The sequence below is a fragment of the Pelomonas parva genome (assembly GCF_043555835.1).
Classification (GTDB): Bacteria; Pseudomonadota; Gammaproteobacteria; order Burkholderiales; family Burkholderiaceae_C; genus Pelomonas; species Pelomonas parva.
The window spans coordinates 239,490-263,718 of the sequence record NZ_JBIGHV010000001.1 but is presented as its reverse complement, the minus strand read 5'-3'; the positions used below and the strand labels follow the sequence as shown (position 1 = coordinate 263,718).

At 69.0% G+C, this 24,229-nt stretch carries 24 protein-coding genes; 15 read left to right on the top strand and 9 right to left on the bottom strand.

Annotated features, from left to right (window positions below; all coding sequences use genetic code 11):
• Positions 1-221: 221 nt before the first annotated feature.
• Positions 222-2,288 carry a carbon starvation CstA family protein gene (locus ACG00Y_RS00975; RefSeq protein WP_394475391.1) on the top strand — a complete coding sequence of 689 codons (2,067 nt, stop codon included), beginning with the start codon at positions 222-224 and terminating at the stop codon, positions 2,286-2,288.
• A complete protein-coding gene (locus ACG00Y_RS00970) occupies positions 2,281-2,481 on the top strand; it encodes a YbdD/YjiX family protein (RefSeq protein WP_394475390.1) in 201 nt (66 codons plus the stop codon). Before ACG00Y_RS00975 ends, ACG00Y_RS00970 begins: the two co-directional genes overlap by 8 nt.
• 65 nt (positions 2,482-2,546) lie before the next feature.
• Here ACG00Y_RS00970 and ACG00Y_RS00965 read toward each other — a convergent pair whose 3' ends face one another.
• From ACG00Y_RS00965 to ACG00Y_RS00955, 3 genes are all read right to left on the bottom strand, one after another.
• On the bottom strand, positions 2,547-2,957 hold the full coding sequence (locus ACG00Y_RS00965; RefSeq protein ID WP_394475389.1) for a hypothetical protein: 411 nt from the start codon (positions 2,955-2,957) through the stop codon (positions 2,547-2,549).
• Positions 2,958-3,039: 82 nt separating this feature from the next.
• On the bottom strand, positions 3,040-3,837 hold the full coding sequence (locus ACG00Y_RS00960; RefSeq protein ID WP_394475388.1) for an EAL domain-containing protein: 798 nt from the start codon (positions 3,835-3,837) through the stop codon (positions 3,040-3,042).
• Between the two features lie 57 nt (positions 3,838-3,894).
• Entirely contained in the window at positions 3,895-4,875 is a 981-nt protein-coding gene (locus ACG00Y_RS00955; RefSeq protein WP_394475387.1) for a MerR family transcriptional regulator, read from the bottom strand.
• Between the two features lie 102 nt (positions 4,876-4,977).
• Here ACG00Y_RS00955 and ACG00Y_RS00950 point away from each other — a divergent pair, with 102 nt between their 5' ends.
• Genes ACG00Y_RS00950 through ACG00Y_RS00930 form a run of 5 tightly spaced genes read left to right on the top strand, consistent with a single transcriptional unit; the run spans position 4,978 to position 9,602 of the window.
• Positions 4,978-6,024, top strand: a complete 1,047-nt coding sequence (locus ACG00Y_RS00950; RefSeq protein ID WP_394475386.1) for an NAD(P)/FAD-dependent oxidoreductase — start codon at positions 4,978-4,980, stop codon at positions 6,022-6,024.
• Positions 6,024-6,191, top strand: a complete 168-nt coding sequence (locus tag ACG00Y_RS00945; protein WP_394475385.1) for a DUF2256 domain-containing protein — start codon at positions 6,024-6,026, stop codon at positions 6,189-6,191. Before ACG00Y_RS00950 ends, ACG00Y_RS00945 begins: the two co-directional genes overlap by 1 nt.
• Entirely contained in the window at positions 6,184-7,731 is a 1,548-nt protein-coding gene (locus ACG00Y_RS00940) for a cryptochrome/photolyase family protein (RefSeq protein WP_394475384.1), read from the top strand. Before ACG00Y_RS00945 ends, ACG00Y_RS00940 begins: the two co-directional genes overlap by 8 nt.
• Positions 7,724-8,911 carry an FAD-binding domain-containing protein gene (locus ACG00Y_RS00935; RefSeq protein WP_394475383.1) on the top strand — a complete coding sequence of 396 codons (1,188 nt, stop codon included), beginning with the start codon at positions 7,724-7,726 and terminating at the stop codon, positions 8,909-8,911. The genes ACG00Y_RS00940 and ACG00Y_RS00935 overlap by 8 nt, the downstream gene beginning before the upstream one ends.
• A 16-nt stretch (positions 8,912-8,927) precedes the next feature.
• Positions 8,928-9,602 (top strand): phytanoyl-CoA dioxygenase family protein, encoded by a 675-nt coding sequence (locus ACG00Y_RS00930; protein ID WP_394475382.1) that lies wholly within the window; start codon positions 8,928-8,930, stop codon positions 9,600-9,602.
• Between the two features lie 4 nt (positions 9,603-9,606).
• Here ACG00Y_RS00930 and ACG00Y_RS00925 read toward each other — a convergent pair whose 3' ends face one another.
• Positions 9,607-10,965: an N-acetylmuramoyl-L-alanine amidase gene (locus ACG00Y_RS00925; RefSeq protein ID WP_394475381.1), complete on the bottom strand. Its 1,359-nt coding sequence runs from the start codon at positions 10,963-10,965 to the stop codon at positions 9,607-9,609.
• Positions 10,962-11,435, bottom strand: a complete 474-nt coding sequence (gene tsaE / locus ACG00Y_RS00920) for a tRNA (adenosine(37)-N6)-threonylcarbamoyltransferase complex ATPase subunit type 1 TsaE (protein WP_394475380.1) — start codon at positions 11,433-11,435, stop codon at positions 10,962-10,964. The genes ACG00Y_RS00925 and tsaE overlap by 4 nt, the downstream gene beginning before the upstream one ends.
• On the opposite strand from tsaE, the gene queG reads away from it, so the two are divergent.
• The 6 genes from queG to ACG00Y_RS00890 all read left to right on the top strand — a co-directional run bounded on the left by queG (position 11,430) and on the right by ACG00Y_RS00890 (position 18,179).
• Positions 11,430-12,566 (top strand): tRNA epoxyqueuosine(34) reductase QueG, encoded by a 1,137-nt coding sequence (gene queG, locus ACG00Y_RS00915; protein WP_394475379.1) that lies wholly within the window; start codon positions 11,430-11,432, stop codon positions 12,564-12,566. The two genes, tsaE and queG, sit on opposite strands and share 6 nt — an antisense overlap.
• Positions 12,563-13,165 carry a chalcone isomerase family protein gene (locus ACG00Y_RS00910; RefSeq protein ID WP_394475378.1) on the top strand — a complete coding sequence of 201 codons (603 nt, stop codon included), beginning with the start codon at positions 12,563-12,565 and terminating at the stop codon, positions 13,163-13,165. Before queG ends, ACG00Y_RS00910 begins: the two co-directional genes overlap by 4 nt.
• A gap of 31 nt (positions 13,166-13,196) precedes the next feature.
• The gene (locus ACG00Y_RS00905) at positions 13,197-14,171 is read left to right on the top strand and encodes a tripartite tricarboxylate transporter substrate binding protein BugE (RefSeq protein ID WP_394475377.1); all 975 of its coding nucleotides are present in this window, start codon (positions 13,197-13,199) and stop codon (positions 14,169-14,171) included.
• Complete coding sequence (gene xerD, locus ACG00Y_RS00900; RefSeq protein WP_394475376.1) at positions 14,164-15,039, top strand: site-specific tyrosine recombinase XerD; 876 nt, start codon at positions 14,164-14,166, stop codon at positions 15,037-15,039. Before ACG00Y_RS00905 ends, xerD begins: the two co-directional genes overlap by 8 nt.
• 145 nt (positions 15,040-15,184) lie before the next feature.
• On the top strand, positions 15,185-17,545 hold the full coding sequence (locus ACG00Y_RS00895; RefSeq protein WP_394475375.1) for a TonB-dependent receptor plug domain-containing protein: 2,361 nt from the start codon (positions 15,185-15,187) through the stop codon (positions 17,543-17,545).
• A gap of 31 nt (positions 17,546-17,576) precedes the next feature.
• Positions 17,577-18,179, top strand: a complete 603-nt coding sequence (locus tag ACG00Y_RS00890; RefSeq protein WP_394475374.1) for a MarC family protein — start codon at positions 17,577-17,579, stop codon at positions 18,177-18,179.
• 21 nt (positions 18,180-18,200) lie between these two features.
• On the opposite strand, the gene ACG00Y_RS00885 is transcribed toward ACG00Y_RS00890, so the two are convergent.
• Both ACG00Y_RS00885 and ACG00Y_RS00880 read right to left on the bottom strand, forming a co-directional pair.
• Positions 18,201-18,353 (bottom strand): hypothetical protein, encoded by a 153-nt coding sequence (locus ACG00Y_RS00885; protein ID WP_394475373.1) that lies wholly within the window; start codon positions 18,351-18,353, stop codon positions 18,201-18,203.
• A gap of 30 nt (positions 18,354-18,383) precedes the next feature.
• Entirely contained in the window at positions 18,384-18,935 is a 552-nt protein-coding gene (locus tag ACG00Y_RS00880) for a GNAT family N-acetyltransferase (protein ID WP_394475372.1), read from the bottom strand.
• A 250-nt stretch (positions 18,936-19,185) separates the two neighbouring features.
• Between ACG00Y_RS00880 and aceA the strand changes: the two genes are divergently transcribed.
• Both aceA and ACG00Y_RS00870 read left to right on the top strand, forming a co-directional pair.
• Positions 19,186-20,484, top strand: coding sequence for an isocitrate lyase (gene aceA, locus ACG00Y_RS00875; RefSeq protein WP_394475371.1), 1,299 nt, complete (start codon positions 19,186-19,188; stop codon positions 20,482-20,484).
• A gap of 116 nt (positions 20,485-20,600) precedes the next feature.
• Entirely contained in the window at positions 20,601-21,413 is an 813-nt protein-coding gene (locus tag ACG00Y_RS00870) for a hypothetical protein (RefSeq protein WP_394475370.1), read from the top strand.
• Between the two features lie 5 nt (positions 21,414-21,418).
• On the opposite strand, the gene ACG00Y_RS00865 is transcribed toward ACG00Y_RS00870, so the two are convergent.
• Together ACG00Y_RS00865 and ACG00Y_RS00860 are read right to left on the bottom strand one after the other, a co-directional pair.
• Complete coding sequence (locus ACG00Y_RS00865; protein ID WP_394476166.1) at positions 21,419-22,966, bottom strand: methyl-accepting chemotaxis protein; 1,548 nt, start codon at positions 22,964-22,966, stop codon at positions 21,419-21,421.
• 120 nt (positions 22,967-23,086) lie between these two features.
• On the bottom strand, positions 23,087-24,226 hold the full coding sequence (locus ACG00Y_RS00860; RefSeq protein WP_394475369.1) for an iron-containing alcohol dehydrogenase: 1,140 nt from the start codon (positions 24,224-24,226) through the stop codon (positions 23,087-23,089).
• Positions 24,227-24,229 lie beyond the last annotated feature (3 nt).

The window sequence follows — 24,229 nt, the reverse complement described above, 5'->3', positions numbered from 1 at the left end:
GAGGGCTGGCCTGCGATGCCTGGATCAACGCGGCGTCCGGCGGGTCGTTGACGGCCGCCGGCGCTGCATTCGTAAGCGGCTGTGTTCGGGGTTGACCCTTAGGTGTTGCCGCGTGCCCGACCCGCGTGGCATGGACGATGTGCCGCGAAGGCCGAATGCCGAGACTGCCGCCACGGCCATGCGCCCTCGTCGAGGCGTGCGCCGCAACGGAGACAAACCTCATGCAGAACATCGGTCGCCACCTCGCGTGGGCCGGCGTTGCCATCCTCGGCGCCGCATCCCTCGCCACCGTGGCCTTGAGCCGCGGCGAGACGATCAGCGCGCTGTGGGTCGTGGCCGCCGCCCTGTGCGTCTACCTGATTGCCTACCGCTACTACAGCCTGTTCATCGCCCACAAGGTGTTGGGCCTGGACGCCAGCCGGCAGACACCGGCCTGGAAGTACAACGACGGGCTGGACTACGTGCCCACCAACAAGCACGTGCTCTACGGCCACCACTTCGCGGCGATTGCCGGCGCCGGCCCGCTGGTGGGCCCCGTGCTGGCGGCGCAGATGGGTTATCTGCCGGGGCTGCTGTGGATACTGGCCGGTGTCGTGTTCGCCGGGGCGGTGCAGGACTTCATCGTGCTGTTCATCTCCACGCGCCGTGACGGCCGCTCGCTGGGCGACCTCGTCAAGCAGGAGATGGGCACGGTGCCCGGACTGATCGCGCTGTTCGGCGCCTTCATGATCATGATCATCATCCTGGCGGTGCTGGCTCTGATCGTCGTCAAGGCGCTGGCGGACTCGCCCTGGGGCCTGTTCACGGTGGCGGCGACGATTCCCGTCGCGCTCTTCATGGGCGTCTACCTGCGCTACCTGCGCCCGGGCCGCATCGGCGAAGTGTCGGCCATCGGCTTCGTGCTGCTGATGGCGTCCATCTTCGGCGGCCAGTGGGTCAGCGAGAGCGCCACGCTGGCGCCCATCTTCACGCTGGAGCCGACCACGCTGGTCTGGCTGCTGGTCGGCTACGGCTTCGTCGCCGCGAGCATCCCGGTGTGGCTGCTGCTGGCGCCGCGCGACTACCTCAGCACCTTCCTGAAGATCGGCACCATCATCGCGCTGGCCATCGGCATCGTCATCGTTGCGCCGCCGCTGAAGATGCCGGCGCTGACGCAGTTCGCGGCCGGTGGCGGCCCGGTCTGGGCGGGCGGCCTGTTCCCCTTCCTGTTCATCACCATCGCCTGCGGCGCGGTGTCGGGCTTCCATGCGCTGATCTCCTCGGGCACGACCCCGAAGCTGCTGGAGAACGAGACCCACGCCCGCTACATCGGCTACGGCGGCATGCTGGCCGAGAGCTTCGTCGCGGTGATGGCCCTCGTCGCGGCCTCGTGCATCGAGCCGGGCGTCTACTTCGCGATGAACAGCCCGGCCGCCGTCGTCGGCAAAGATGCGGCGACGGTCGCGCAGACGCTGTCGACCTGGGGCTTCGTCATCACGCCCGAGCAGCTGACCCAGGCGGCGGCCGATGTCGGCGAAAAGACCATCCTGGCCCGTGCCGGCGGTGCGCCGACGCTGGCGGTGGGCATGGCCGAGATCCTGCATCAGGTGGTGGGCGGCAAAGCCATGATGGCGTTCTGGTACCACTTCGCCATCCTGTTCGAGGCGCTGTTCATCCTGACCGCCGTGGACGCCGGCACGCGCGCCGGCCGCTTCATGCTGCAGGACCTGCTGGGCAGCTTCGTGCCGTCCATGAAGCGCACCGAGAGCTGGGTTGCCAACCTTGTCGCCACCGGCCTGTGCGTGGCGACCTGGGGCTACTTCCTCTACCAGGGCGTCGTCGACCCGCTGGGCGGCATCAACACGCTGTGGCCGCTGTTCGGCATCGGCAACCAGATGCTGGCCGCCGTCGCGCTGATGCTGGGCACGGTCGTGCTGTTCAAGATGAAGAAGGACCGCTACGCCTGGGTCACCATGGTGCCCGCCGCCTGGCTGCTGGTGTGCACGATGACGGCGGGCTGGCTGAAGATCTTCTCAAGCGACCCCAAGCTGGGCTTCCTGGCCCATGCCGACAAGTACGCCGCCGCGATTGCGGAAGGCAAGGTGCTGGCGCCGGCCAAGACGCTGGCGGCGATGGAGCGCGTCGTCTTCAACGACCGGCTGGACGCGGCGCTGTGCGTGCTCTTCATGGGCGTGGTCATCAGCGTGCTGATCTACAGCGTCAAGGCCATCCGCGTGGCGCGTGGCACGGCCAGGGTCACGGCGCAGGAAACGGCCTTCGTGCAGCTGCCGGCGGGCCAGCGTGCTTGAGCGTGGCGACCTGACCCGTGCGGGTCGCTACCTGGCCCAAGGGCTGCGTCTGATGGTGGGCGTGCCGGACTACGGCACCTACCTGGCCCACCACCAGGCCACGCACCCGGAGCGGGCGCCGATGAGCTACGAGGAGTTCTTCAGGGAGAGGCAGGCGGCGCGCTACAGCGCGCGAGTCGGGAAGTGCTGCTGACCGAGCAGCGCAAACGACAAGCCTCTCCCCGAAGACCACTCGCCTGCGCCGCCTGCGGCGCCGGGTCAGCGAGTCGCTGGCGAGAAGTGCTTTCTGTCAGGGACGGACGATGAAACGCCGACAGTGAAGCGGGCAGTCTCTGGGCTGAGTTCAAGTACGCAGCTGTTCTTACAGAACTCCCCGTGGCGACGGGAGTGCAACTCGTGGTGGACGACGCGGCTGTCACGAATGAAGGTCAGTAGATAGCTGCCTTCACCCACGCCCTGCGGATAGCTCTTGGCGCATTCGGCGAAGGACTTGGGAAGCGCTGCGCAGATGCGATCTGTCGAGGCATAGGGGCCGAACACCAACGCGCGGTCCCACGCGAACGGCGTGAGCGCTGCCAGGTCGATGGTCTGCGCCTTTGCCGCTTCGGCGGCGATGCGGCTGGAAACGTCTGCGCTTTGTGAACAACCGGCCACAACGGCGGCGGTCATGAGGCCCATCAGAAATCTGATCTCGTTCATCCGTTCCCCCCGTGCTCGAGTCCGTCGGCTGAAGCTGCCGTGTTGCAGAGGCTCATGCCCAGCCAATGTCACTCGCCGCCGTCAGCGCCCGGAACGCCGGCCGGGCGAACAGATAGCCCTGCATCAGCGTCACGCCCTCGCTGAGGAAGAAGTCGCGCTCGCCAGCCGTCTCGACGCCTTCGGCGACGACTTGGATGCCCAGCTCCGCGCAGATGCGCACCATGCCGCGCGCGATCGCCTGGCGCGCCTTGCCGGTGTCCACGCCCCGCACCAGCGCCATGTCCAATTTGATGATGTCGGGCGTGAAGTCGGCCAGCAGTTCCAGCCCCGCGTAGCCCGCGCCGAAGTCGTCGATGGCCGTCAGGAAGCCGCAGCGCTGGTACTCGCGCAGGATGGTCGCCAGCCAGGGGCCGTCCTCCACGCGCTCGCCCTCGGTCACCTCGAAGATGATGCGTTCGGTCGGAAAGCCGTGCGTGCGCGCCGCCTCCAGCGTCGTGCGGATGCACACCTCGGGCTTGTAGACGGCGTTGGGCAGGAAGTTGATGGAGACGCGCTCCGCCATGCCCAGCTGCGCGGCCGTCTTGATGGCCTTGACGCGGCAGGCCTGGTCGAAGCGGTAGCGGTTGGCCTCGTTCACCTGGGCCAGCACCGACATCGCGCCTTCGCCCTGCGGCCCGCGCACCAGGGCTTCATGCGCATAGACGTTGCGGGCGGCCACGTCGACGATGGGCTGGTAGGCGTAGTCGAACTGGAAGCCCAGGCGGTCGGCATTGCCGCAGCCGCCGCAGTCGTTCGGCGTGTCGCTGGTCAGGGGAATGAAGTCCGAGGGTTGCGGCTGGTTGTGGGGCATTTCCGGCCTCTGCAGATGGGCGTCATTCGAAGGCCGCCATTGTCCGACGCGGTGCGGTCAGCGCGGCAGCAGCAGGCCTTCGTGCCGCGCCACATGTTCCAGCGCCGCCTCGAATTTCGCACGGCAACTGGCGGCGACCTGCGCCAGGTGGGCGTGCAGCTCGGCGTCGTCGGGGCTGCGCTGCAGGCAGTCGGCGCTGTAGGCCTCGAAATGCGACAGCTGCACCAGCAGCTCCGCCACATGGCGCGGGCACTCGCAGGCGATGGTGGAGGACAGGCCGGCAAAGTCGGCCAGCGCGGCGTCGCTCCAGCGCCGGGGTGACGGGGTGGTGGCCCCGGCGGCCGCCGTCGTCGTTGCGGGCACGGCGATCAGGCCGGCCAGCCACTGCGCCACCACCGCGTCCGGCTGCGGCCCGCGCAACAGCCGCGTGCCGCTGCGGGCCAGCTCGTCGCAGACGGCGTCGGCGGCAAAGCCGTACAGCACCGCGGTGGGCAGGCCGGCAAGCGCCGGGGCGGCGGCGTCGAACGCCGTCCGCCAGCCGGTGTGCAGTTGCGGCTCATCGACAAGCACGGCATCGACGCTGGCCGCATCGACGGCTGCCGCCGCCTGCGCCGCGTCGTTGAACGGCCCCAGCATCTCCACGGCCACCGGCAGCTGCCGCAGCAGGGCAGGGCGGCGCAGCCTTGCGCCCAGGGCCGCGCCGATCACCACCAGGCGCCGCTCGCGGGCGGGCGTGGCCTCGGCCGCCGTCACCCGGCTGGCCAGCGTGGTCGCATGCGTGGCCGCCACCTGCTGCAGCTGCGCCATGTCCAGCGGCGCCAGGCTGCCGATGTCATGGCCCAGGTCCGTCAGCTGCTTGATGAGGGCCAGCCGGCGCACGTCGTCTGCCGAATAGAGGCGCTGGCCGCTGGGCGACAACGCCGGCCGGGTCAGCGCGTAGCGGCGCTCCCAGATGCGCAGCGTCGCCACCGGCATGCGCAGCATGCGCGCCACGGCGCCACTGCGGTGGCGCGTCGGTGTGTCCTGGGCTTTGTTCATGGCCTTCTTGTTGAATCGTCTTTGACGCTGATTATCCAAGCGATGACGCGGAGCATTCGATTCGAGTTCATGAATTGAATCGGTTTTGCGTAGCATTCAGCGATGGCATTGAAAGAGCTTCAACGGGTGGCAGTGATCGGCGCGGGCATCGCCGGGTCGGCTTGCGCGCACGCGTTGGCGCAGGCCGGGCATGCGGTGCAGGTGTTCGACAAGGCGCGCGGCCCCGGTGGGCGGCTGGCGACGCGCCGCATGGCGTGGGTCGACAGTGCCGGAGAGCCCTGCACGACATGGCTGGACCATGGCGCGCTGGGCATGACGGCCCATGTCGAGCCCTTCGGCGCCTTCGTCGACAAGGGCTTGCAGGCCGGCTGGCTGGCCGAGTGGCGGCCGGTGCTGGCCGCAGGCAGCCTGCCGCTGGACGGCGCCGCTGAGTTCCATGTGCCCGTGCCCGACAGCCCCGAGCTGTGCCGCCGCCTGCTGGCCGGCGTAGCCACCCGGTGGTCGTGCGTCATCGACAACCTGCAGTGGACAACGTCGGGCTGGCAGGTGGAGGCCGCCGGCCAGCGTCAGGGCGGGCCTTTCGACGCGGTCGTGCTGGCGCTGCCGCCGGCCCAGGCGGCGCCGCTGCTAGTGACACACCGGAGCGACTGGGCCCGACACGCGTCGCTGGCGCCCATGCAGCCCTGCTGGACGCTGATGGGTGTAGCCGCAGACGACGCTGTGCCCGCCTGGGAGCTGGCCCGCCCACCCGCCGGGCCGCTGGCCTGGGTGATGCGCAACGACGCGCGGCCTGGCCGGGCGCGTGCGCCGGGGCAGGCGCACTGGGTCGCCCATGCGCGTGCGGGCTGGAGCCGGCAACACCTGGAGCAGCCGCCCGAGTGGGTGCTGCAGCAACTCCAGGCGGCGCTGAGCGACACGCTGGGGCGGCCGGTAGCCTGGCTTCATGGCACCGTGCATCGCTGGCGTTATGCGCTGCCCCAGGCGCGCCGCACGGCGCCGGGCGAATCGTTCTGGTGGGACGCCGCGCAAGGCCTGGGCGTGTGTGGCGACTTCCTGGGCGGCGCGGGCGTCGAGGGCGCCTGGCTGTCTGCGCATTCGCTGTCGACGGCGATGTTGCGTTGGCTGGGTGACGCCGCGCGGGCCGCTTGATGTCGCGCGAACGCAGCGGCTTTCGCGGCAACAAGGCCGCCCTGCCCAGCAAGCCCTGCGCGGGCTGCGGGCTGGCCATGACCTGGCGCCGCCGCTGGGCCAGCAACTGGGCCGAGGTGAAGTACTGCTCCGACGCCTGCCGCCGCAAGAGGGCGCCGCGTGGCTGAGCTGCGCAACCTGGTCATCGTGCTGGGCGATCAGCTTGATCTCGATGCGTCCGGCTTCGACGGCTTCGATGCGGCGACCGATGCCGTCTGGATGGCCGAGGTGGTGGAGGAGTCCACTCACGTCTGGAGCAGCAAGCCGCGCACGGCGATGTTCCTCGCCGCCATGCGGCACTTCGCGCTGGCCCTGCAGGCAGCGGGCCGGCCCTTGCACCACATGCTGCTGGATGACGCGGCCAACTGCGGCACGCTGGCCGCCCAGCTGCAGGCCGACATCGCGCGGCTGCGGCCGGCCGGATTGGTCATTACCGCCCCGGGCGACTGGCGCGTGCTGCAGGCCATCAAGGCGGTCGCGCAGACGAGCGGCCTGCCGCTGGACATCCGCGAGGACCGGCATTTCTATGTCACCGTGCGCGAGTTCGCCGCCCATGCCAAGGGCCGCAAGTCGCTGCGCATGGAGTACTTCTACCGCGAGCAGCGCCAGCGCCACGGCGTGCTGATGCAGGACGGCCAGCCGGAAGGCGGGCAGTGGAACTTCGATGCGGACAACCGCGAGGCCTTCGGTGCCGACGGCCCGGGCGAGGTGCCGGCGCGAGCGGGTTTCGAGCCCGATGCCGTCACGCGCGACGTGATCGCCTTGGTCAACAGCCGGTTTGCCGATCACCCAGGCCAGCTGGACAGCTTCGCCTGGCCCGTGACCCGCGAGCAGGCGCTGCAGGCCTTGGAAGGCTTCATCGCACAGCGCTTGCCGCGGTTTGGCCGCTACCAGGACGCGATGTGGCCCGGCGACCCCTGGCTCTACCACTCGCACCTGTCGGCCGCGCTCAACCTCAAGCTGCTGAACCCGCGCGAGGTCGTGACCGCCGCCGAAGCTGCGTACCGCGCGGGCCAGGCGCCGCTGGCCAGCGTGGAGGGCTTCATCCGCCAGATCCTGGGCTGGCGCGAGTACGTGCGCGGCATCTACTGGACGCGCATGCCGCGCTATGCCGACCTCAACGCGCTCGATGCGTGCGAAGACCTGCCCGCCTGGTACTGGACCGGCGCCACCGACATGGCCTGCCTGCGCGATGCGCTGGCGCAGACGCTGGCCCACGGCTATGCCAACCACATCCAGCGCCTGATGGTGACCGGGCTGTTCGCGCTGATGCTGGGCGTGGCGCCGCAGCAGGTGCACTCCTGGTACCTGGCCGTCTACGTGGATGCCGTCGAGTGGGTGGAGCTGCCCAACACGCTGGGCATGAGCCAATACGCCGACGGCGGCCTGATGGGCAGCAAGCCCTATGTCGCCACCGGCAAGTACATCCAGCGCATGAGCCCGCACTGCCAGGACTGCCGCTACGACCCGGCGCAGCGCACGGGCCACCGCGCCTGCCCGTTCACGACGCTGTACTGGGACTTCCTGATGCGCCACGAGGCGCGGCTGGCGAACAACCCGCGCATGGTGCTGCAGGTCAAGAACGTGGCGCGGTTGAGCGACGAGCAAAGGCAGGCCGTGCAGGAGCGGGCGGCGCAGATCCGGTGCGGGCACGTCGGCCATGGATGAGGCCTTCGCCCCCACGCTGGCCGCCGCCCGGGCGCGCATCGCCGCCGTGCGGCCGGCCGCCTATGCGCGCACCCGCAATGCGCTCGACGGCGCCGTCAGCGGCCTGTCGCCCTACCTCACGCACGGCCTGGTCACGTTGCCCGAGGTGCTGGCCGGCGTGGCGGCACGCCACCCGCTGCTCGTGCAGCACAAGTTCGTCTACGAGCTGGGCTGGCGCGCCTACTTCCGCCATGTCTGGCAGCACCGGGGCGACGCCATCCTGCAGTCGCTGCACGCCGGCCCGCTGCCCGATGACGCCTATGCCCGTGAGCTTCCGGACGACATCCGCCAGGCCTGCACCGGCGTGCCCGTGGTGGACGAGGCCGTGCGCGCGCTCTACGCCACCGGCATGCTGCACAACCATGCGCGCATGTGGCTGGCCAGCTACGTGGTGCATGTGCGCCGTGTGCACTGGCGGGCCGGCGCCGACTGGCTCTATGCCCACTTGCTGGACGGCGACCTGGCCAGCAACCACCTCAGCTGGCAATGGGTGGCCGGTACCGGCAGCAGCAGGCCTTATCTCTTCAACGCCGACAATGTGGCCCGCTATGCGCCGGCGCACTGGCACAGCCCGGGCAGCGTCATCGACACGAGCTACGAAGCGCTGGACCGGATGGCGCGTGAGCCTCGGTCCAGCGCCGTTGCACCTGCCAGTGCCGCCGCCCGTATCGAGCCCGGCTTGAGCGACGCGCCGCCACCCGACCTGGGCGCCATGGCGCCAAGCGCGGCGGCCGTCGCTGGCCGGGATGTCTGGCTCGTCCATCCCTGGTGCCTGGGCGAGCTGCCCGCCGACACCTTGGCCATCGGCCTTTACGTGAGCGACTACCACCGCGCCTGGCCGTGGAGCGAGCGCCGCTGGCGCTTTGTCGGCCGGCGCATGGGTGAGCTGGTGGCGCAGGCCTGGCACGGCGACCCAGCGGCCATCAGTGCGGCGCTGCAGGCCGCCCGCAGCGTGCGCAGCGTCGCCGAGCCCCACCTCGCGCCCTGGCTGGCGGGCTGGGCGGACTGCCTGCCTGCGCCGGCGCTGTTCCCGCCGGCGGACCGCCGCTGCGACTCCTTCTCGCAGTGGTGGGCGCGTACCTCGCGCGGGCTGGCTACCGCCGCCGACCTGCTGGCCGTGAACGAGGTGCCGGGGCTGTGAGGTCAAATCCCGGCCCGTGCCGGTCCTGAACGACGACGCCTTGCCCGAGGGCTTCCGCCTTCTCCCTGGCCTGCTGGCGCTCGAGCGGCGGCAGGGGCTGATCGCCGAACTCGCCACGCTGCCGCCCGGTGCCGCCGGGCAGCGCGAGCTGCTGGAGCAGCCGTGGTGCCAGGTCTTGTCACGGTGGCTACAGGCGCTGCCGCAGCTGCGCGGCGTGCTGCCGGCCGATGCGGTGGCGGTGCAGTGCACGCTGTTCGAGAAGTCGCCCGACCGCAACTGGCTGGTTGCGCCGCATCAGGACCTGGCGATCCCCGTGGCCGAGCGCATCGAGCATGCGGCGCTGACCGCCTGGTCCATCAAGGGCGGACGGCATTTCGTGCTGGCGCCGGCAGAGGTGCTGGCGCAGATGGTGGCGCTGCGCCTGCATCTGGACAACGCGACGCAGGCCGACGGCGGGCTCCGCTTCGTGCCGGGATCGCATCGGCGCGGCGTGCTCAGCGAAGCCGACGCAGCGCAGTGCCGCGGCCGGGTCGGTGAAGTCGCGGTGGACGCGCGGGCCGGCGACGGGCTGTTGATGCGGCCGCTGGTGCTGCACGCGTCGTCGAAGGCGTCGGCGTCGGGGCGGCGCCGCGTGCTGCACTTCCTGTTCGGGCCTCGGCAACTGCCGCTGGGCCTGCGATGGGCTTGGTGAAACGTCAGAGCGCCGTGCCGCGCTTCCTCGCCATCGGCGGGTTCTTTGCAAAATACCTTGCGATCCCTGACGCCAGCGCGTCCACCAGCTTGTCCTGGTAGTCCGGGTCGCGCAGCTTCTTCTCTTCCTCGGGGTTGGAGATGAAGGCCGTCTCGACCAGGATGCTCGGGATGTCCGGCGCCTTCAGCACCGCAAAGCCGGCCTGCTCGACGCGCGGCTTGTGCAGCCGGCCGACCTTGCCGATCTGCCCCAGCACCTCCCTGCCGAGCTTGAGGCTGTCCTTGATCTGCGCCGTCGTGCTCATGTCCAGCAGCGCGCGCAGCACGCTGGCGTCCTTCACCGCCGCGCCGACGTTGACGCCGCCCACCATGTCGGCCGCGTTCTCCTTGTTGGCCATCCAGCGCGCGGCGGCGCTGGTCGCGGCGCCGTCCGAAAGGACGAACACCGAGGCGCCCCGCGCCTTGGGCGTGAAGAAGGCGTCAGCATGGATGGAGACGAACAGGTCGGCCTGCACGCGCCGGGCCTTGCGCACGCGCTCGTGCAGCGGCACGAAGAAGTCGGCATCGCGCGTCATCAGCACGCGGATGTTGGGGTTGGACTGCAGGCGCTCGCGCAGCTTCAGGCCCACGGCGAGTACCACGTCCTTCTCGCGCAGGCCCGAGGGACCGACGGCGCCGGGGTCCTCGCCGCCATGGCCGGGGTCCAGCGCGATGACGATGAGGCTGTCCATGGCCTTGGCGGCCTGCGGCTTGGGCTCGGGCGCCGAGGCCGGCTTGGGTGCGGCAGCAACGACGGGTGGTGGCGCAACAGGCGGAGCGGCGGGGCGCTCGATCTTCTGGATCAGTTCCTCCAGCGCGTCGTTGACGGCGCTGGCCGCTGCCTCGGCGCGCCTTGCGGCAGCCGGCGGCTTGTCGTGCTCCTGGGCCAGGGCGACCAGCGGGTCCGTCTCGACCTTGGGGTGCAGGTCCAGCACCAGCCGGTGCTTGTAGGCCGCCACCGGTGCCAGCGTGAACACCTGCGGCGCGGCGGGCTGCTTCAGGTCCAGCACGATGCGCACGACGGTGGGCGTGTTCTGGCCCACGCGCACGCCGGCGATGTAGGGGTCGTCGGCCTTGACCTTGCCGATCAGCTCGCGCAGGCCGGGGCTCAGCGACAGGCCGTCGATGTCGATGACCAGCCGGTGCGGGGAGTCGACGAGGAAGTGCCTGGCCGCGAGTAGGCGGTCGGACTCGATGGTCACCCGCGTGTAGTCGGCCGCCGGCCAGACACGCACGGCGACGATGCTGGCCTGGCTGCTCGCGGCCAGCGTCGTGGGCGCTTTCAGCAGCAGCGCGAGAAAGCCGAGGGAGGCGCGGCGCTTCACTTCAGCGCCTCCACGAGTCGCGCGTCGCCCACCATGCGCACGCGGCGGCCGTCATCGGCCATCAACTCGATGAAGAGCTGCAGGTCGGCCGGCGGCAACTGGCCGGCCGCCTTCTCGGGCCATTCGCAGAGCTTGAGGCCGGGCGCGGCGAAGACATCGCGAAAGCCCGCGTCCTCCCACTCGCGCGGGTCGCCGAAGCGGTAGAAGTCGAAGTGGCTGGCGGTCGCGCCGCCCGGCAACTCGTAGCTTTCCATGACGGCATAGCTCGGGCTCTTGATGCGGCCCTCGACACCCAGCGCACGCAGCAGCAGGCGCGTGAAGGTCGTCTTGCCGGCGCCGAGCGGGCCATGCAGCTCGATGACGGCGTCGGGGGAGGGGAGCAGCGCCGCCGCGAGCTTTTCAGCGGAGGCTTGAGCCGCAGTCTCGTCGGACCACAGGAGTTCGGTTTCTAGAATCGGCGACAAATGCAAGAGGTCCCGTCTACTGTCGATGCCACCGCGCTGTTGGAGCGTTTGCGGGGCTGGGCGCGTGAGCTGGGATTCTCACAGATCGCCGTGGCCGATGTGGACCTCAGCAGCGCCGAGCCCGGCCTGCAGGCCTGGCTTGACGCAGGCCACCACGGCCGCATGCACTACATGGCCGCGCACGGCATGAAGCGGGCGCGGCCGGCGGAGCTGGTGCCGGGCACGCTGCGGGTCGTCACGGCGCGCATGGACTATCTGCCTCAGGCGACCGAGCCGGGTTGGCAGGCAGTCGAATGGGCCGGCCTGGCCGAGCCGACGCAGGCGCAGGTCTCCATTTATGCGAGAGGCCGCGACTATCACAAGGTGCTGCGCAACCGCCTGCAGAAGCTCGCCGAGAAACTGGAGGCCGAGGTCGGGCCGCTGGGCTACCGGGTGTTCACCGACTCGGCGCCGGTGCTGGAGGTGGAGTTGGCCGCGCGCTCGGGCCTGGGCTGGCGCGGCAAGCACACCTTGACGCTGCACCGCGAGGCGGGCTCGATGTTCTTCCTCGGCGAGCTGTTCATCGACATCGCCTTGCCGCTTACTGAGGCCGTCAGCGCGCACTGCGGCGAGTGCAGCGCCTGCATCGCTGTCTGCCCCACGGCGGCTATCACGGCGCCCTACCGCGTCGATGCGCGGCGCTGCATTTCCTACCTGACCATCGAGCACGACGGGTCCATTCCGACCGAACTTCGGCCGCTGATCGGCAACCGTGTCTACGGCTGCGACGACTGCCAATTGGCCTGCCCGTGGAACAAGTTCGCGCAGCCTGCCGTGCTGGCTGATTTCGACGTGCGCCCGGGCCTGGCAGGCACGCCGATTGCCGAGTTGCTGGCCTGGGACGAGGCCGAGTTCCTGCGCCGCACGGAGGGCTCCGCCATCCGTCGCATTGGCTTTGCGCGCTGGCAACGCAACCTGGCGGTGGCTGCCGGCAACGCGCTGCGCCAGCGTGACGACGCCAGCCTGCGGGCCGCGCTGCAGCGGGCCGGGGAGGGCGCCGAGGCGCTGGTGGCCGAGCATGTCGCCTGGGCCTTGTCGGCGCCACCGTCGTCCCTGCCGTTATCGTCCGGAACGTCTTCCGCTGGAGCCCCTGCATGAGTCTGTCGATCCGCCGCCACGCCGCCGTGCTGGCCCTGGCTGCCGTTGTGTCCCTGCCGGCGCAGGCCGTGCGCTTCGAAGGCCAGGACTTTGCCGACACCCTGCCGCTGGGTGGCGCCACGCTGCAGCTCAACGGCGTGGGGGCCAAGGTGTTCGTCATGCGCTACTCGGCCTACCTGGCCGCGCTCTACCTGCCGCAGAAGGCCAGCACCCCGGAGGCGATCTATGCGCAGGGCGGGCCCAAGCGGCTGGAACTGCGCATCGTCATCCCGATCGTGAAGGACGTGTCGACGCAGGAGTTCGTCAAGGCCATCAACAAGGGCGTCAGCCGCAACTCCACCGAGGCCGAGAAGGCGGCGGTCGAGGAGCGCGTGAGGCAGTTCAACGCCGCCATCAGCGAGGTCGGGCGGGTGAAAAAGGGCGACCGACTCGTCATCGACTACCTGCCAGACCAAGGCACGGTGCTGACCATCAACGGCAAGGTCCATGGCAAGCCCATCGAGGGCCAGGACTTCTACGCCGCCTTCCTCAAGGTGTTCATCGGTGAGCGCAACAGCGACGCCCAACTGCGCGCCGGCCTGCTGGGGCAGTCGAGCTAGCATCGCCTCGCCAACAACAAGGAGACAGACCATGCAACGTCGTTCCATCCTCCAAGCCGCCGCACTGACCGGCCTCGGCCCGCTGGCCCCGCTCGCCTGGGCCCAGGCCTACCCGGCCAAGACCGTGCGCCTCATCGTGCCATTCGCGCCCGGCGGCACGACGGACATCATTGCCCGCATCCTGTCCGAGCGCATGCCCGCGCTGCTGGGCCAGACCATGGTGGTGGACAACCGGGCCGGTGGTGGCGGCACGGTGGGCGCGAACGAGATCGTGCGCGCCGCGCCGGACGGCTACACGCTGGGCGTGGCTACGGTGTCGACGACGGCCTCCAACCCGGCCATCAACCCCAAGATCGCCTACAACCCGCTGACCGACTTCACGGCCATCACCAATGTTGCGGCCACGCCCAACGTCATCGCGGTGCACCCCAGCTTCCCGGCTCGCGACTACAAGGGCTTTGTCACCGAGATCAAGAAGAATCCCGGCAAGTACAGCTTCGCGACTTCGGGCACGGGCGGCATCGGCCACCTGCAGATGGAGCTGTACAAGTCGCTGACGGGCCTGTTCATCCTGCACATCCCCTACCGCGGTGCGGGCCCGGCGCTGAACGACACGGTGGCCGGCCAGGTGCCGATGATCTTCGACAACCTGCCCTCGGCGCTGCCCTTCATCAAGGACGGCCGCCTCATCCCCATCGTCGTTGCCGCGCCGCAGCGGCTGGCGACGCTGCCCAACGTGCCGACCTTCAAGGAGGTGGGGCTGGAACTGGTCAACCGCATGGCCTACTACGGCATCCAGGGCCCCAAGGGGCTGCCGAAGGAGGTCGTCGACAAGGTGCACGCCGCCGTCCGCAAGGCCGTCGAGATGCCCGACGTGAAGAAGCGCATCGAGGACACCGGCTCGCTGATCGTCGCCAACACCCCTGCCGAGTTTTCGGCGCAGGTGGCGGCGGAGTTCGAGGTCTACAAGAAGGTCGTCGCTCAACAAAAATTGAAGCTTGACTGACCCAGCGATTGAATCGTTCATCGAGGCGCTCTGGCTGGAAGACGGCCTGAGCGCCAACACGCAGGCGGCCTACCGGCGCGACCTGACGGCGCTGGCAGCGCTGATCGCACCCCGGCCGCTCGACAGCTGCACCGAACACGACCTGCTCGAACTTGCCGTGGCCAAAGCGGGCGGCAAATCCAGCAGCGCCAACCGGCGGCTGTCGGCCATCAAGCGCTACTTCCGCTGGGCGCTGCGCGAGGGCCGGCTGGCAGCCGACCCGACCCTCAAGCTGACCGCTGCCAAGGCGGGGCACCGCAACATCAAGCTGCTCAGCGAGGCGCAGGTCAGCGCCTTGCTCGCCGCGCCCGACGTCAACACGCCGCTGGGCCTGCGCGACCGCGCCATGCTGGAGCTGATGTATGCGAGCGGCCTGCGCGTGTCGGAGCTGGTCACGCTCAAGGGCGCGCACGTCGCCTTCAAGGACGCCGTGTTGCATGTCACCGGCAAGGGCGGCAAGGCCCGCCTCGTGCCCTTCGGCGAGCACGCGGCGGAGTGGATGGCGCGCTACATTCGCGAGGCGCGCGCAGAGATCCTGGCCGGCCAGAGCAGCGACGACTTGTTCGTCACCGCGCGCGGCGCGGGCATGACGCGGCAGATGTTCTGGACCCTGATCAAGCGCCATGCGCTGGTGGCCGGCATCACGGTGCCGCTGTCGCCACACACGCTGCGCCACGCCTTCGCCACGCACCTGCTCAACCATGGTGCGGACCTGCGCGCGGTGCAACTGCTGCTGGGGCATGCCGACCTGTCGACGACGCAGATCTACACCCATGTGGCGCGGGAGCGCCTCAAGGCCTTGCACGCGCAACACCACCCCCGGGGGTAGGCACGTTTCTCGCGAAAGCGTTGCACGGCGGCTTCGTTCGTTTCGTTGGTTTCAAACCCGTCGGTGGGCAGCAACAGGGCGTCCCACGGCGGTTTGGCCGCGAGCAAACTGCGCCGCCATCGCACACCACTTCACGGAGTTCTCCATGCCCGCCCCCCGCCTGCTGCCCACGGCCCTGGCCGCCCTCAGCCTCTTCGCCACCATGGCCGCCGTCGCCCAGGAAACCACCAGCCTGGAGCGCGTCAGCGTCGTTGGCTCGCGCAAGACGATGCCCGCCGCGTCCAGCACCGACACGCTGGTGCCCGTGGACATCTATTCGATGAGCAAGGTCACCGAAGGCGGCGGCCAGTTCGACCTGGCGCAGTCGCTGCAATACCTGTCCCCGTCGTTCAACTCGACGCGCCAGACCGGCGCGGACGGCGCCGACCTGATCGACTCCGCCGCACTGCGCGGCCTGGGTTCGGACCAGACGCTGGTGCTGGTCAACGGCAAGCGCCGCCACACCGTGGCCCTGGTCAACCTGTTCGGCGCGCGCAACCGCGGCTCGACCGGCACGGACATGAACTCGCTGCCGCTGCTGGCCATCGACAACGTGCAGGTGCTGCGCGATGGCGCGGCAGCGCAGTACGGCTCGGACGCGATCGCCGGCGTCATCAACATCCAGCTCAAGAAGAAGGCCGGCTGCGAGGCCGTCGCCGGCTACGGCCAGTATTCGGCCGGCGACGGCAAGAACTACCTCGCCTCGGCCTACTGCGGCGTCAAGCTGGGCGGCGGCACGCTGGCCGTCACCGGCGAATGGCAGGACCGCGGCCGCTCCAACCGGGCCGACCCGGGCGACCTGCGCACCATCGGCGACACGGCCGTCAAGAACAAGACGGTCTACCTGAACGGCGAGTTCCCTGTCGACGTCGACAACCGCGTCTACCTGACCGCCGGCGCGCAGGACCGCGATGCGTCATCTGGCGCCTGGGCGCGTGGTGGTGTCGGCTCAGACGACATCCCCAGCCGCAACTCGGCCGCGATGTACCCCAACGGCTTCGTGCCCTTCATCAACGGCGACGTGCAGGACCGCTACGTCATCGTCGGCTGGAAGTCGTCCATCGCCGGCTGGGACACCGACCTGTCGCAGACCTATGGCTCCAACAAGATGCGCTACGACATCAGCAACACGCTGAATGCGTCCGTCGCCAACAAGGATCTGCTGGCGGGCGGGCAGGGCATCAGCCCGACGCGCTTCGATGCCGGCGGCTTCGGCTTCAGCCAGGCCACGACCAACTTCGACGTCAGCCGCTACTTCCCCGATCTGCTGGGCGGCAGCAACATCGCCTTCGGTGCCGAGTACCGCCGCGAGAAGTACGACATCGTCGCGGGCGAGCCCGGCTCCTACAGCGACGTCGATGGCGTAGGCGTCGGCGGCAACGCCGGCAGCCAGGGCTTCCCGGGCTTCCAGCCCGGTGATGCCACGAACCGCAGCCGCAACAGCCGGGCGCTCTACGCCGACTGGGAGGTCAGCCTGACGCCCGCGCTGACGGTGGATGCCGCCGTCCGTGCCGAGCGCTACAGCGACTTCGGCTCCACGACGACGGCCAAGCTCTCCGGCAGTTACAAGCTCAGCAAGGCATTCCTGCTGCGCGGCGCGGCCAGCACGGGCTTCCGCGCGCCCAGCCTGCAGCAGCTGTACTTCTCGTCCACCTTCACCGACTTCATCAACCAGCAGCCGCTGGACGTCGTGCTGGCGCCCAACGGCAGCGCGCTGACGAACGCGGCGGGCGTGCCGGCGCTGAAGCAGGAGAAGTCCAAGAACCTCACCGTCGGCTTCACCGTCAAGCCGAGCGCCGATACCGCCATCACGGTCGACCTGTACCAGATCAACATCAAGGACCGCATCGTGCTGTCCGGCCGCGTCGATGCCAGCGACCCCAACCTGGGCCCCATCCTGCAGGGCCTGGGCGTGGGCCAGGCGCAGTTCTTCGTCAACTCGGTCGACACCCGCACGCGCGGCCTGGACCTGACGGCGTCGCAGCGCAGCAAGCTGGGCGCTGGCACGCTCAACACCTTCCTGGCGTTGAACATCAGCCGCACCAACGTCAGCAAGGTCAACGTGCCGGCCAGCCTGAAGATGGACGCGGACGTGCTGCTGTCCGAGCGCGAGCGCCTGTTCATCGAGCAGGGCGGCCCGCGCGCCAAGGCGACGCTGGGCTTCGAGTACATCCAAGGTGCCTGGACGGGCGAGGCCAAGGTCATCCACTTCGGCAGCCAGACCCAGGGCACGTTCTCCGGTCCGCCGGTGCCCAACCTGCACTACAAGCCCAAGACCTCGATGGACCTGGGCCTGACCTGGCAGGTCACGAAGGCGCTGAAGCTGAGCATGGGCGGCAACAACGTCTTCAACGTGAAGCCGACCCGCCAGGACCCGTATGAGACCGACAACGGTTTCTACTACGACGCCGTGCAGTTCGGCCTGAATGGCGCGTCCTACTTCGCGCGGGCGCACTACCGGTTCTGAGCCGGAGCCTGCTCCTGGACAATCCGGGCGGATGGACCACAGCTTCGTCTCCGCCCTGATCCTGCTGCTGCTGGTGCTGGACCCGCTCGGCAGCCTGCCCATCTTCATCTCCGTCATGCGTGCGGTGCCCAAAGAGCGCCGCACGCGCGTGGCGCTGCGCGAGGTGGGCATCGCCTTCTGCGTGCTGTTCGCCTTCATGTTTCTGGGCGAAGGCTTCCTGCGCGTGATGCACCTGTCGGAGCGTTCGCTGGAAGTGGCGGGCGGCGTCATCCTGATGATCATCGCCATCCGCATGATCTTCGGCAGTTCGGCCGAGTCGGCCTACGGGCTGGAGCCCGGCAAGGAGCCGCTGATCTTCCCGCTGGCCGTGCCGCTGCTGGCCGGGCCATCGGCCATGGCCACCGTGCTGCTGCTGGCCTCCCGCCAGCCGGACCGCATCTACGAGTGGATAGGCGCGCTCAGCGCGGCGCTGCTGGTGTCGGGCATCGTGCTGGTGTTGGCCGACCGCATCCGCAAGCTGCTGGGCGATTCGGTCGTGTCGGCCATCGAGAAGCTGATGGGCCTGGTGCTGACGGCCATCGCCGTGGAAATGGTGCTGGCGGGCCTGAAGCGCTATTTCATCGGTGGGCTGTGAGCCAGCCCGCCGATGCGGGCCTCACTTGTTCTTCAGCTTGGCTTCCTTGCCCTTGGGCAGCACGGCCGTCATCGGTGCGACCGGACGGTCGGAACCCGCTGCCGCCTTGATGGGCGCGCTGTCCTTCTTGGGCTTCTTCGTCATCTTGTTGCCGCGTTGTTCGGTGTTGGCCATGCTGTCCTCCAGGTTGGGTGAAAGTTTGAACTATGCCTCAGCGTCGTAGCGCGCCTTGGCGGGGCTCGCTGCCCATTCGGCGGCTGTGATGTCGTAGCGGTCGCAGTCCATGTCGTACCAGCGGCCCGTGCCCGTGTAGCTCATGCCCAGGCGCTCCATGACGGTGGAGGAGGGCGTGTTGTCCGGCTGGCAGACGGCGCAGATGCGCTCTGGCTGCAGCGTCGCGAATGCCCAGCCCACCATGTGCCGCGCCGCCTCGCTGGCATAGCCCTGGCCCCAGGCGTCCTGACGCAGCCGCCAGCCGGTCTCCAGCGGGCCGGCCGGGTCGCGGTTCAGGTGCTGGATGCAGCCGGTGCCGATCAGGTTGCCGCCGTCCTGCTTGATGAAGGCCCACCAGGAGTAGCCGAACTCGGCCCAGCGTGCCTTCACGCGCTCGATCATGAGCCGTGTGTCCTGCGGCGTCTCGGGCCGGCCGGTGATGTGGCGCATGACGACCGGGTCGCTGTTCAAGCGATGCAGCGCGTCGAAGTGGCCATCGTCCAGCGGCTCCAGCCGCAGCCGGGGTGTGTTCAGTAAAGGCATGCGCCGATGTTGCATCCGCACGTTCTCACGATTCGAAAGTCACTTTTCATATCGAGAAATGCGCGCGTGTTGCGGCGCCGCATTTTTTCTCATTATGGTGAATGTCTTTTTGCAATTTGAAATGTGCATCGTAAGCAACTGATTTTAAATAACAAACAAATTATTCTTATAGAAGACTTGGGTGCGCACAGAGGCGGCCGTGAGGACTAGTCTTGCGGCATCGGTTTTCAATGTTTTGCAAGGAGCTTCCATGACCCGCCTGACCCGTGAACAACAGATCGCCGCCCTCGAGAAAGACTGGGCCGAGAACCCGCGCTGGAAGGGCATCACCCGCGGCTACAGCGCCGCCGACGTCGTGCGCCTGCGCGGCTCCATCGAGATCGAGCACACGCTCGCCAAGCGCGGCGCCGAGAAGCTCTGGGGCCTGGTGAACACCGAGCCTTTCGTCAACGCCTTGGGCGCGCTCACCGGCAACCAGGCCATGCAGCAGGTCAAGGCCGGCCTGAAGGCCATCTACCTGTCGGGCTGGCAGGTGGCCGGTGACGCCAACAGCAATGGCGAGATGTACCCGGACCAGTCGCTGTACTCGGTGGACTCGGTGCCCAAGGTCGTCAAGAAGATCAACGCCACCTTTCAGCGCGCCGACCAGATCCAGTGGAGCGAAGGCAAGGACGACATCGACTTCTTCGCCCCCATCGTGGCCGACGCCGAAGCCGGCTTCGGCGGCGTGCTGAACGCCTTCGAGCTGATGAAGGCCATGATCGAAGCCGGCGCCGCCGGCGTGCACTTCGAGGACCAACTGGCCAGCGCCAAGAAGTGCGGCCACATGGGCGGCAAGGTGCTGGTGCCCACCCGCGAAGCTGTCGCCAAGCTCGTCGCCGCCCGCCTGGCCGCCGACGTGATGGGCACGCCCACGCTGCTGGTCGCCCGCACCGACGCCGAAGCCGGCGACCTCGTCACCGCCGACATCGACGACAACGACAAGCCCTTCTGCACCGGCGAGCGCACCGTCGAAGGCTTCTACCGCACCCGCAACGGCCTGGACCAGGCCATCAGCCGCGGCCTGGCCTACGCGCCTTACGCGGACCTGATCTGGTGCGAGACCGGCAAGCCCGACCTGGCCTTCGCCAAGGCTTTCGCGGACGCCATCCACGCCAAGTTCCCCGGCAAGCTGCTGGCCTACAACTGCTCGCCGTCGTTCAACTGGAAGAAGAACCTCGACGACGCCACCATCGCCAAGTTCCAGCGCGAGCTGGGTGCGCTGGGCTACAAGTTCCAGTTCATCACGCTGGCCGGCTTCCACAGCTTGAACTACTCGATGTTCGAGCTGGCGCACGGCTATGCGCGCCACCAGATGAGTGCCTTCGTCGAACTGCAGGAAAAGGAATTCGCCGCCGCCGAGAAGGGCTTCACCGCCGTGAAGCACCAACGCGAAGTCGGCACCGGCTACTTCGACGCCGTCACCACCACCATCGAAGCCAACGCCTCCACCGCGGCGCTGAAAGGCTCGACCGAAGACGAACAGTTCTTCGACGCCAAGCACGGTTGATCCCGTCGCAATATCTCCCCGTCAACCTCAACTCCTGACGGTTTCACAGCCCGCTTTGGCGGGCTTTTTTACGTCTCGTCATGGTCGCGTCACACTTTCGTCAAACACTCGCTGCCATGAACAACACAACAATAAATACAAGGTTCAGTCTCACCACCCGCATCGGTGGCTGGTGGGCGCAGCGGCGCGAGGGCAGCGAGGCCGTCGCACTGCGCAAGCGCTGCCCGCCGGCGACGCTGGCGGCCGGGCAGATCGCGCCCGCCGTCCGCATTGCCTGGGTTCATCACGCGCCGGATGAATTCCCCGGTCTGGCCGTCAGCGACAGCGCCTGGCTGCGCTGCTCGCTCGGCCTGGCGCAGTTCTTCGAGGCCTGCCGGCTGCAGCGCGAGCATGGCCCTTGTGCGCTGCCCAGCAAGGCGGCGGATTCGGTCTGGCATGTCTGGCTCCAGCTTGACCCGGCGGGGCTGGCCGACTGGCAGCAGCGCTACTTCGGCCGGGTCGTCGAGCACTGCGAGTCTGCCGATCTGGGCGCGCCGCTAGACGACTGTCTCGCCCGCGCCTGGGTGGGCGCCTGCCGCAGCGAGGGCGCGAGCCCGCTCGGGCCGCAGCTTCCTTTGCTGTTCGCACTCGACGGCCTGCTGCGCCTGCCCGCCGGCTGGGCTTATCAGCACAAGCGGGGTGCGTTGCTGCACCGGCAGATCGACGGTTTCGGTCAGCCCTGCGGCGTTGCGTTCACGCATGCAAGCGTCGCGGCGACCGGCCTGGTGGCGCTGGGCCTCGTCAGCGAAGCGGAGTTGATCTCGCTGCGCCGACAGCAGGGCGGCGACGGCGGCGGTGGTACTGGAACTTCAGTCGACTCCGGCAGCTGCAGCACCAGCTCAGATGGCGGCGGCTGCAGCTGCGGATCGGGCTGCGGCGGCGGGACCTGAGAGGCTCAACGCCTCGCGACCTGGAAGGTCCCGACCGCGCCGTTCAACGTCGTCGCCTGCTCGCGCAGGCTCTCGGCGGCGGCGGTGGACTCCTCCACCAGCGCGGCGTTCTGCTGCGTGACCTGGTCGAGCTGGGCGATGGCGATGTTGACCTGGGCGATGCCGTCGGACTGCTCGGCCGTCGCGGTCGTGATCTCGCCCATGATGTCTTTGACGCGCTGCACGGCGCCGACGAGTTCGCCCATCGTCTTGCCCGCCTCGGCCACCAGCCGCGAGCCGGCCTCCACGCGGTCGACGCTGCTGCCGATCAGGCCCTTGATCTCCTTGGCCGCGTCCGCCGAACGGCCAGCCAGCGAGCGCACCTCGCTCGCCACGACGGCGAAACCGCGGCCTTGTTCACCCGCGCGCGCCGCCTCGACGGCCGCGTTCAGCGCCAGGATGTTGGTCTGGAAGGCGATGCCGTCGATGACGCCAATGATGTCTGCGATCTTGCGTGAGCTGGCATTGATCTCGTCCATCGTGTGCACCACCTGGGCGACCACCTCGCCACCGCGCTGCGCCACGCTGGCGGCCGACACGGCCAGCGAGTTCGCCTGGCCTGCCGACGCGGCCGACTGCTGCACGGTGCCGGTCAGCTCCTCCATCGCGCTGGCCGTCTCCTCCAGGCTGGACGCGGCCTTCTCGGTGCGCGCGCTCAGGTCCTGGTTGCCGCTGGCGATCTCGGCCGAGGCGGTGCCGATGGACTCGGCGGAATCACGGATGCTGCCGATGGTCTGCGCCAGCGTTTCGCGCATGCGTCGCAGCGTCGTCTGCAGCTTGCCGATCTCGTCGCTGCCCGCCAGGCTGCCCTGGCCGGAGCGCATCAGGTTGCCGTCCGCCACGCGTTCGGCCAGCTCGTTGGCGGCCGCCAGCGGCACGGTGATGCTGCGCGTGATGCTCCAGGCCGCTGCCACGCCCACAGCCAGCATCGCCAGGCCGAAGCCGATCAGCAGCAGCCGGCTGTTGCCGTTGGCGGCGTCAATGCCAGCGGCGGTCTGGTCGATGCTCTTGCGCTGGTGGTCCAGGAACTCCTGCATCCGCGCGAGGTAGACCTTGGAGCCGGGCACGAAGACGTCGGTCAGCTGCTTGTCGGCGGCCTCGGCCTCTCCGGCTTTCTTCAGCTGGACGATCTCCTCGCGTGAGGCGATGTAGACCTGTCTGGCCTTGGCCACTGCATCGAACAGTGCCTGCTCCTCGGGCGAACGGATCAGCGCCTTGATCTTCTTCTGCAACTCGCCGGATTGCTGGGTCGACTGCGCCTGGTCCTCGGCAAACAGGGCGACCAGGGAGGTGTCGGAACTCTTGGCAATCGCGATCGTGCGGCGCACACCGGCATTGATGTTGCGGTTCCAGTCCGCGAGCAAGCGCTCCTTGGTCAGCGGCTCGTCCATCATCTGCCGCGTTGCCGTGGCGGTGGCGGTCATGCGCAAAGACGCCAATGAAATGACGCACGCAGCCAGCACGAGGATCAAGGCGAAGCCGGCGGCCAGGCGCTTGCCAATGGAAAGGTTCATCACGGCGGTCTCCTGCAGGTCTTATTTGTCAACCTGCGATGTTCGCCCCCATGCGCATGCGCCTTGGGTCCCGCGTGCCGGGCCATGCGGCTTACGTCACGGATCGCGTCGCAACGCGGATCAGCGTGAGGCGGCGAGCAGCGCCCGATAGTCCTCGGCGCTGGCGATGCGCGGGTTGGTCTTGTGGCAGTGGTCCAGCAGCGCGTGCTCAATGATGCGATCGTCCAGCTCCGGCCCGGCGCCCATGGCAGCAAGGCCTGACGGCAGGCCCAGCCGCGCGTTCATCGCCGTGATGGCCTCGGCCACGGCATCGGCATCGCTGCCGGCCAGGCCCATCGCCTGCGCCAGCCGCGCCATGCGGTCCTCGCGCAGCACGCTGTCGGCCTCGGCGTTGAAGCGGATGACGGCGGGCAGGAAGACGGCGTTCAGCGTGCCATGGTGCAGGCGCGGGTTGATGCCGCCCAGCGAATGGCTCAGCGAGTGCACGGCGCCCAGCCCCTTCTGGAAGGCCAGCGCCCCGTGCACGCTGGCGCACATCATGTCCAGCCGCGCGTCGCGGTCCTGGCCGTCGCGGGTGGCGCGTTCGATGCTCTGCCAGCCCCGGCGCAAGCCCTCCAGCGCGATGCCGTCGGCCGCCGGGTTGAAGGCCGGCGCGAGGAAGGTCTCGATGCAGTGGGCGACGGCGTCCATGCCGGTGGCGGCGGTCAGCGCGGGTGGCAGCTTCAGCGTCAGCGCCGGGTCGCAGATGGCGGCCTTGGGCAGCAGCTCCCAGTTGTGGAAGCCCAGCTTGCGGCCGTCGTCGACGATAAGAATGGCGCCGCGCGCCACCTCGCTGCCGGTGCCCGCCGTCGTCGGCACGGCGATCAGGGGCAGCACCTTGGACGTGATGTTGACGGCACCGCCCCCGATGGTGGCCCAGCGCTTGAGCGGCCCCTCGTGCGTGGCGGCGATGGCCACGCCCTTGGCCAGGTCCATGCTGGAGCCGCCGCCGATGGCGATGAGGCCGTCGCAGCCGAACTCTTGCGCCACCTGCACGGCCAGGCGCACGGCGGACTCGGTCGGGTTGGCGGGCGTGCGGTCGAAGACGGGTGGCTTGACCTCGAAGGCCGCCAGCGCCTCGTCCAGCACACCGGCCGCGCGCACGCCGGCATCGGTCACGACGAGGGGACGGCGAATGCCGATGCGCTCGCATTCGGCGGGCAGCAGGCGGCAGGCGCCGAACTCAAGCTCAATGCGGGTCAGGTAGAGGATCTGGGCCATGGC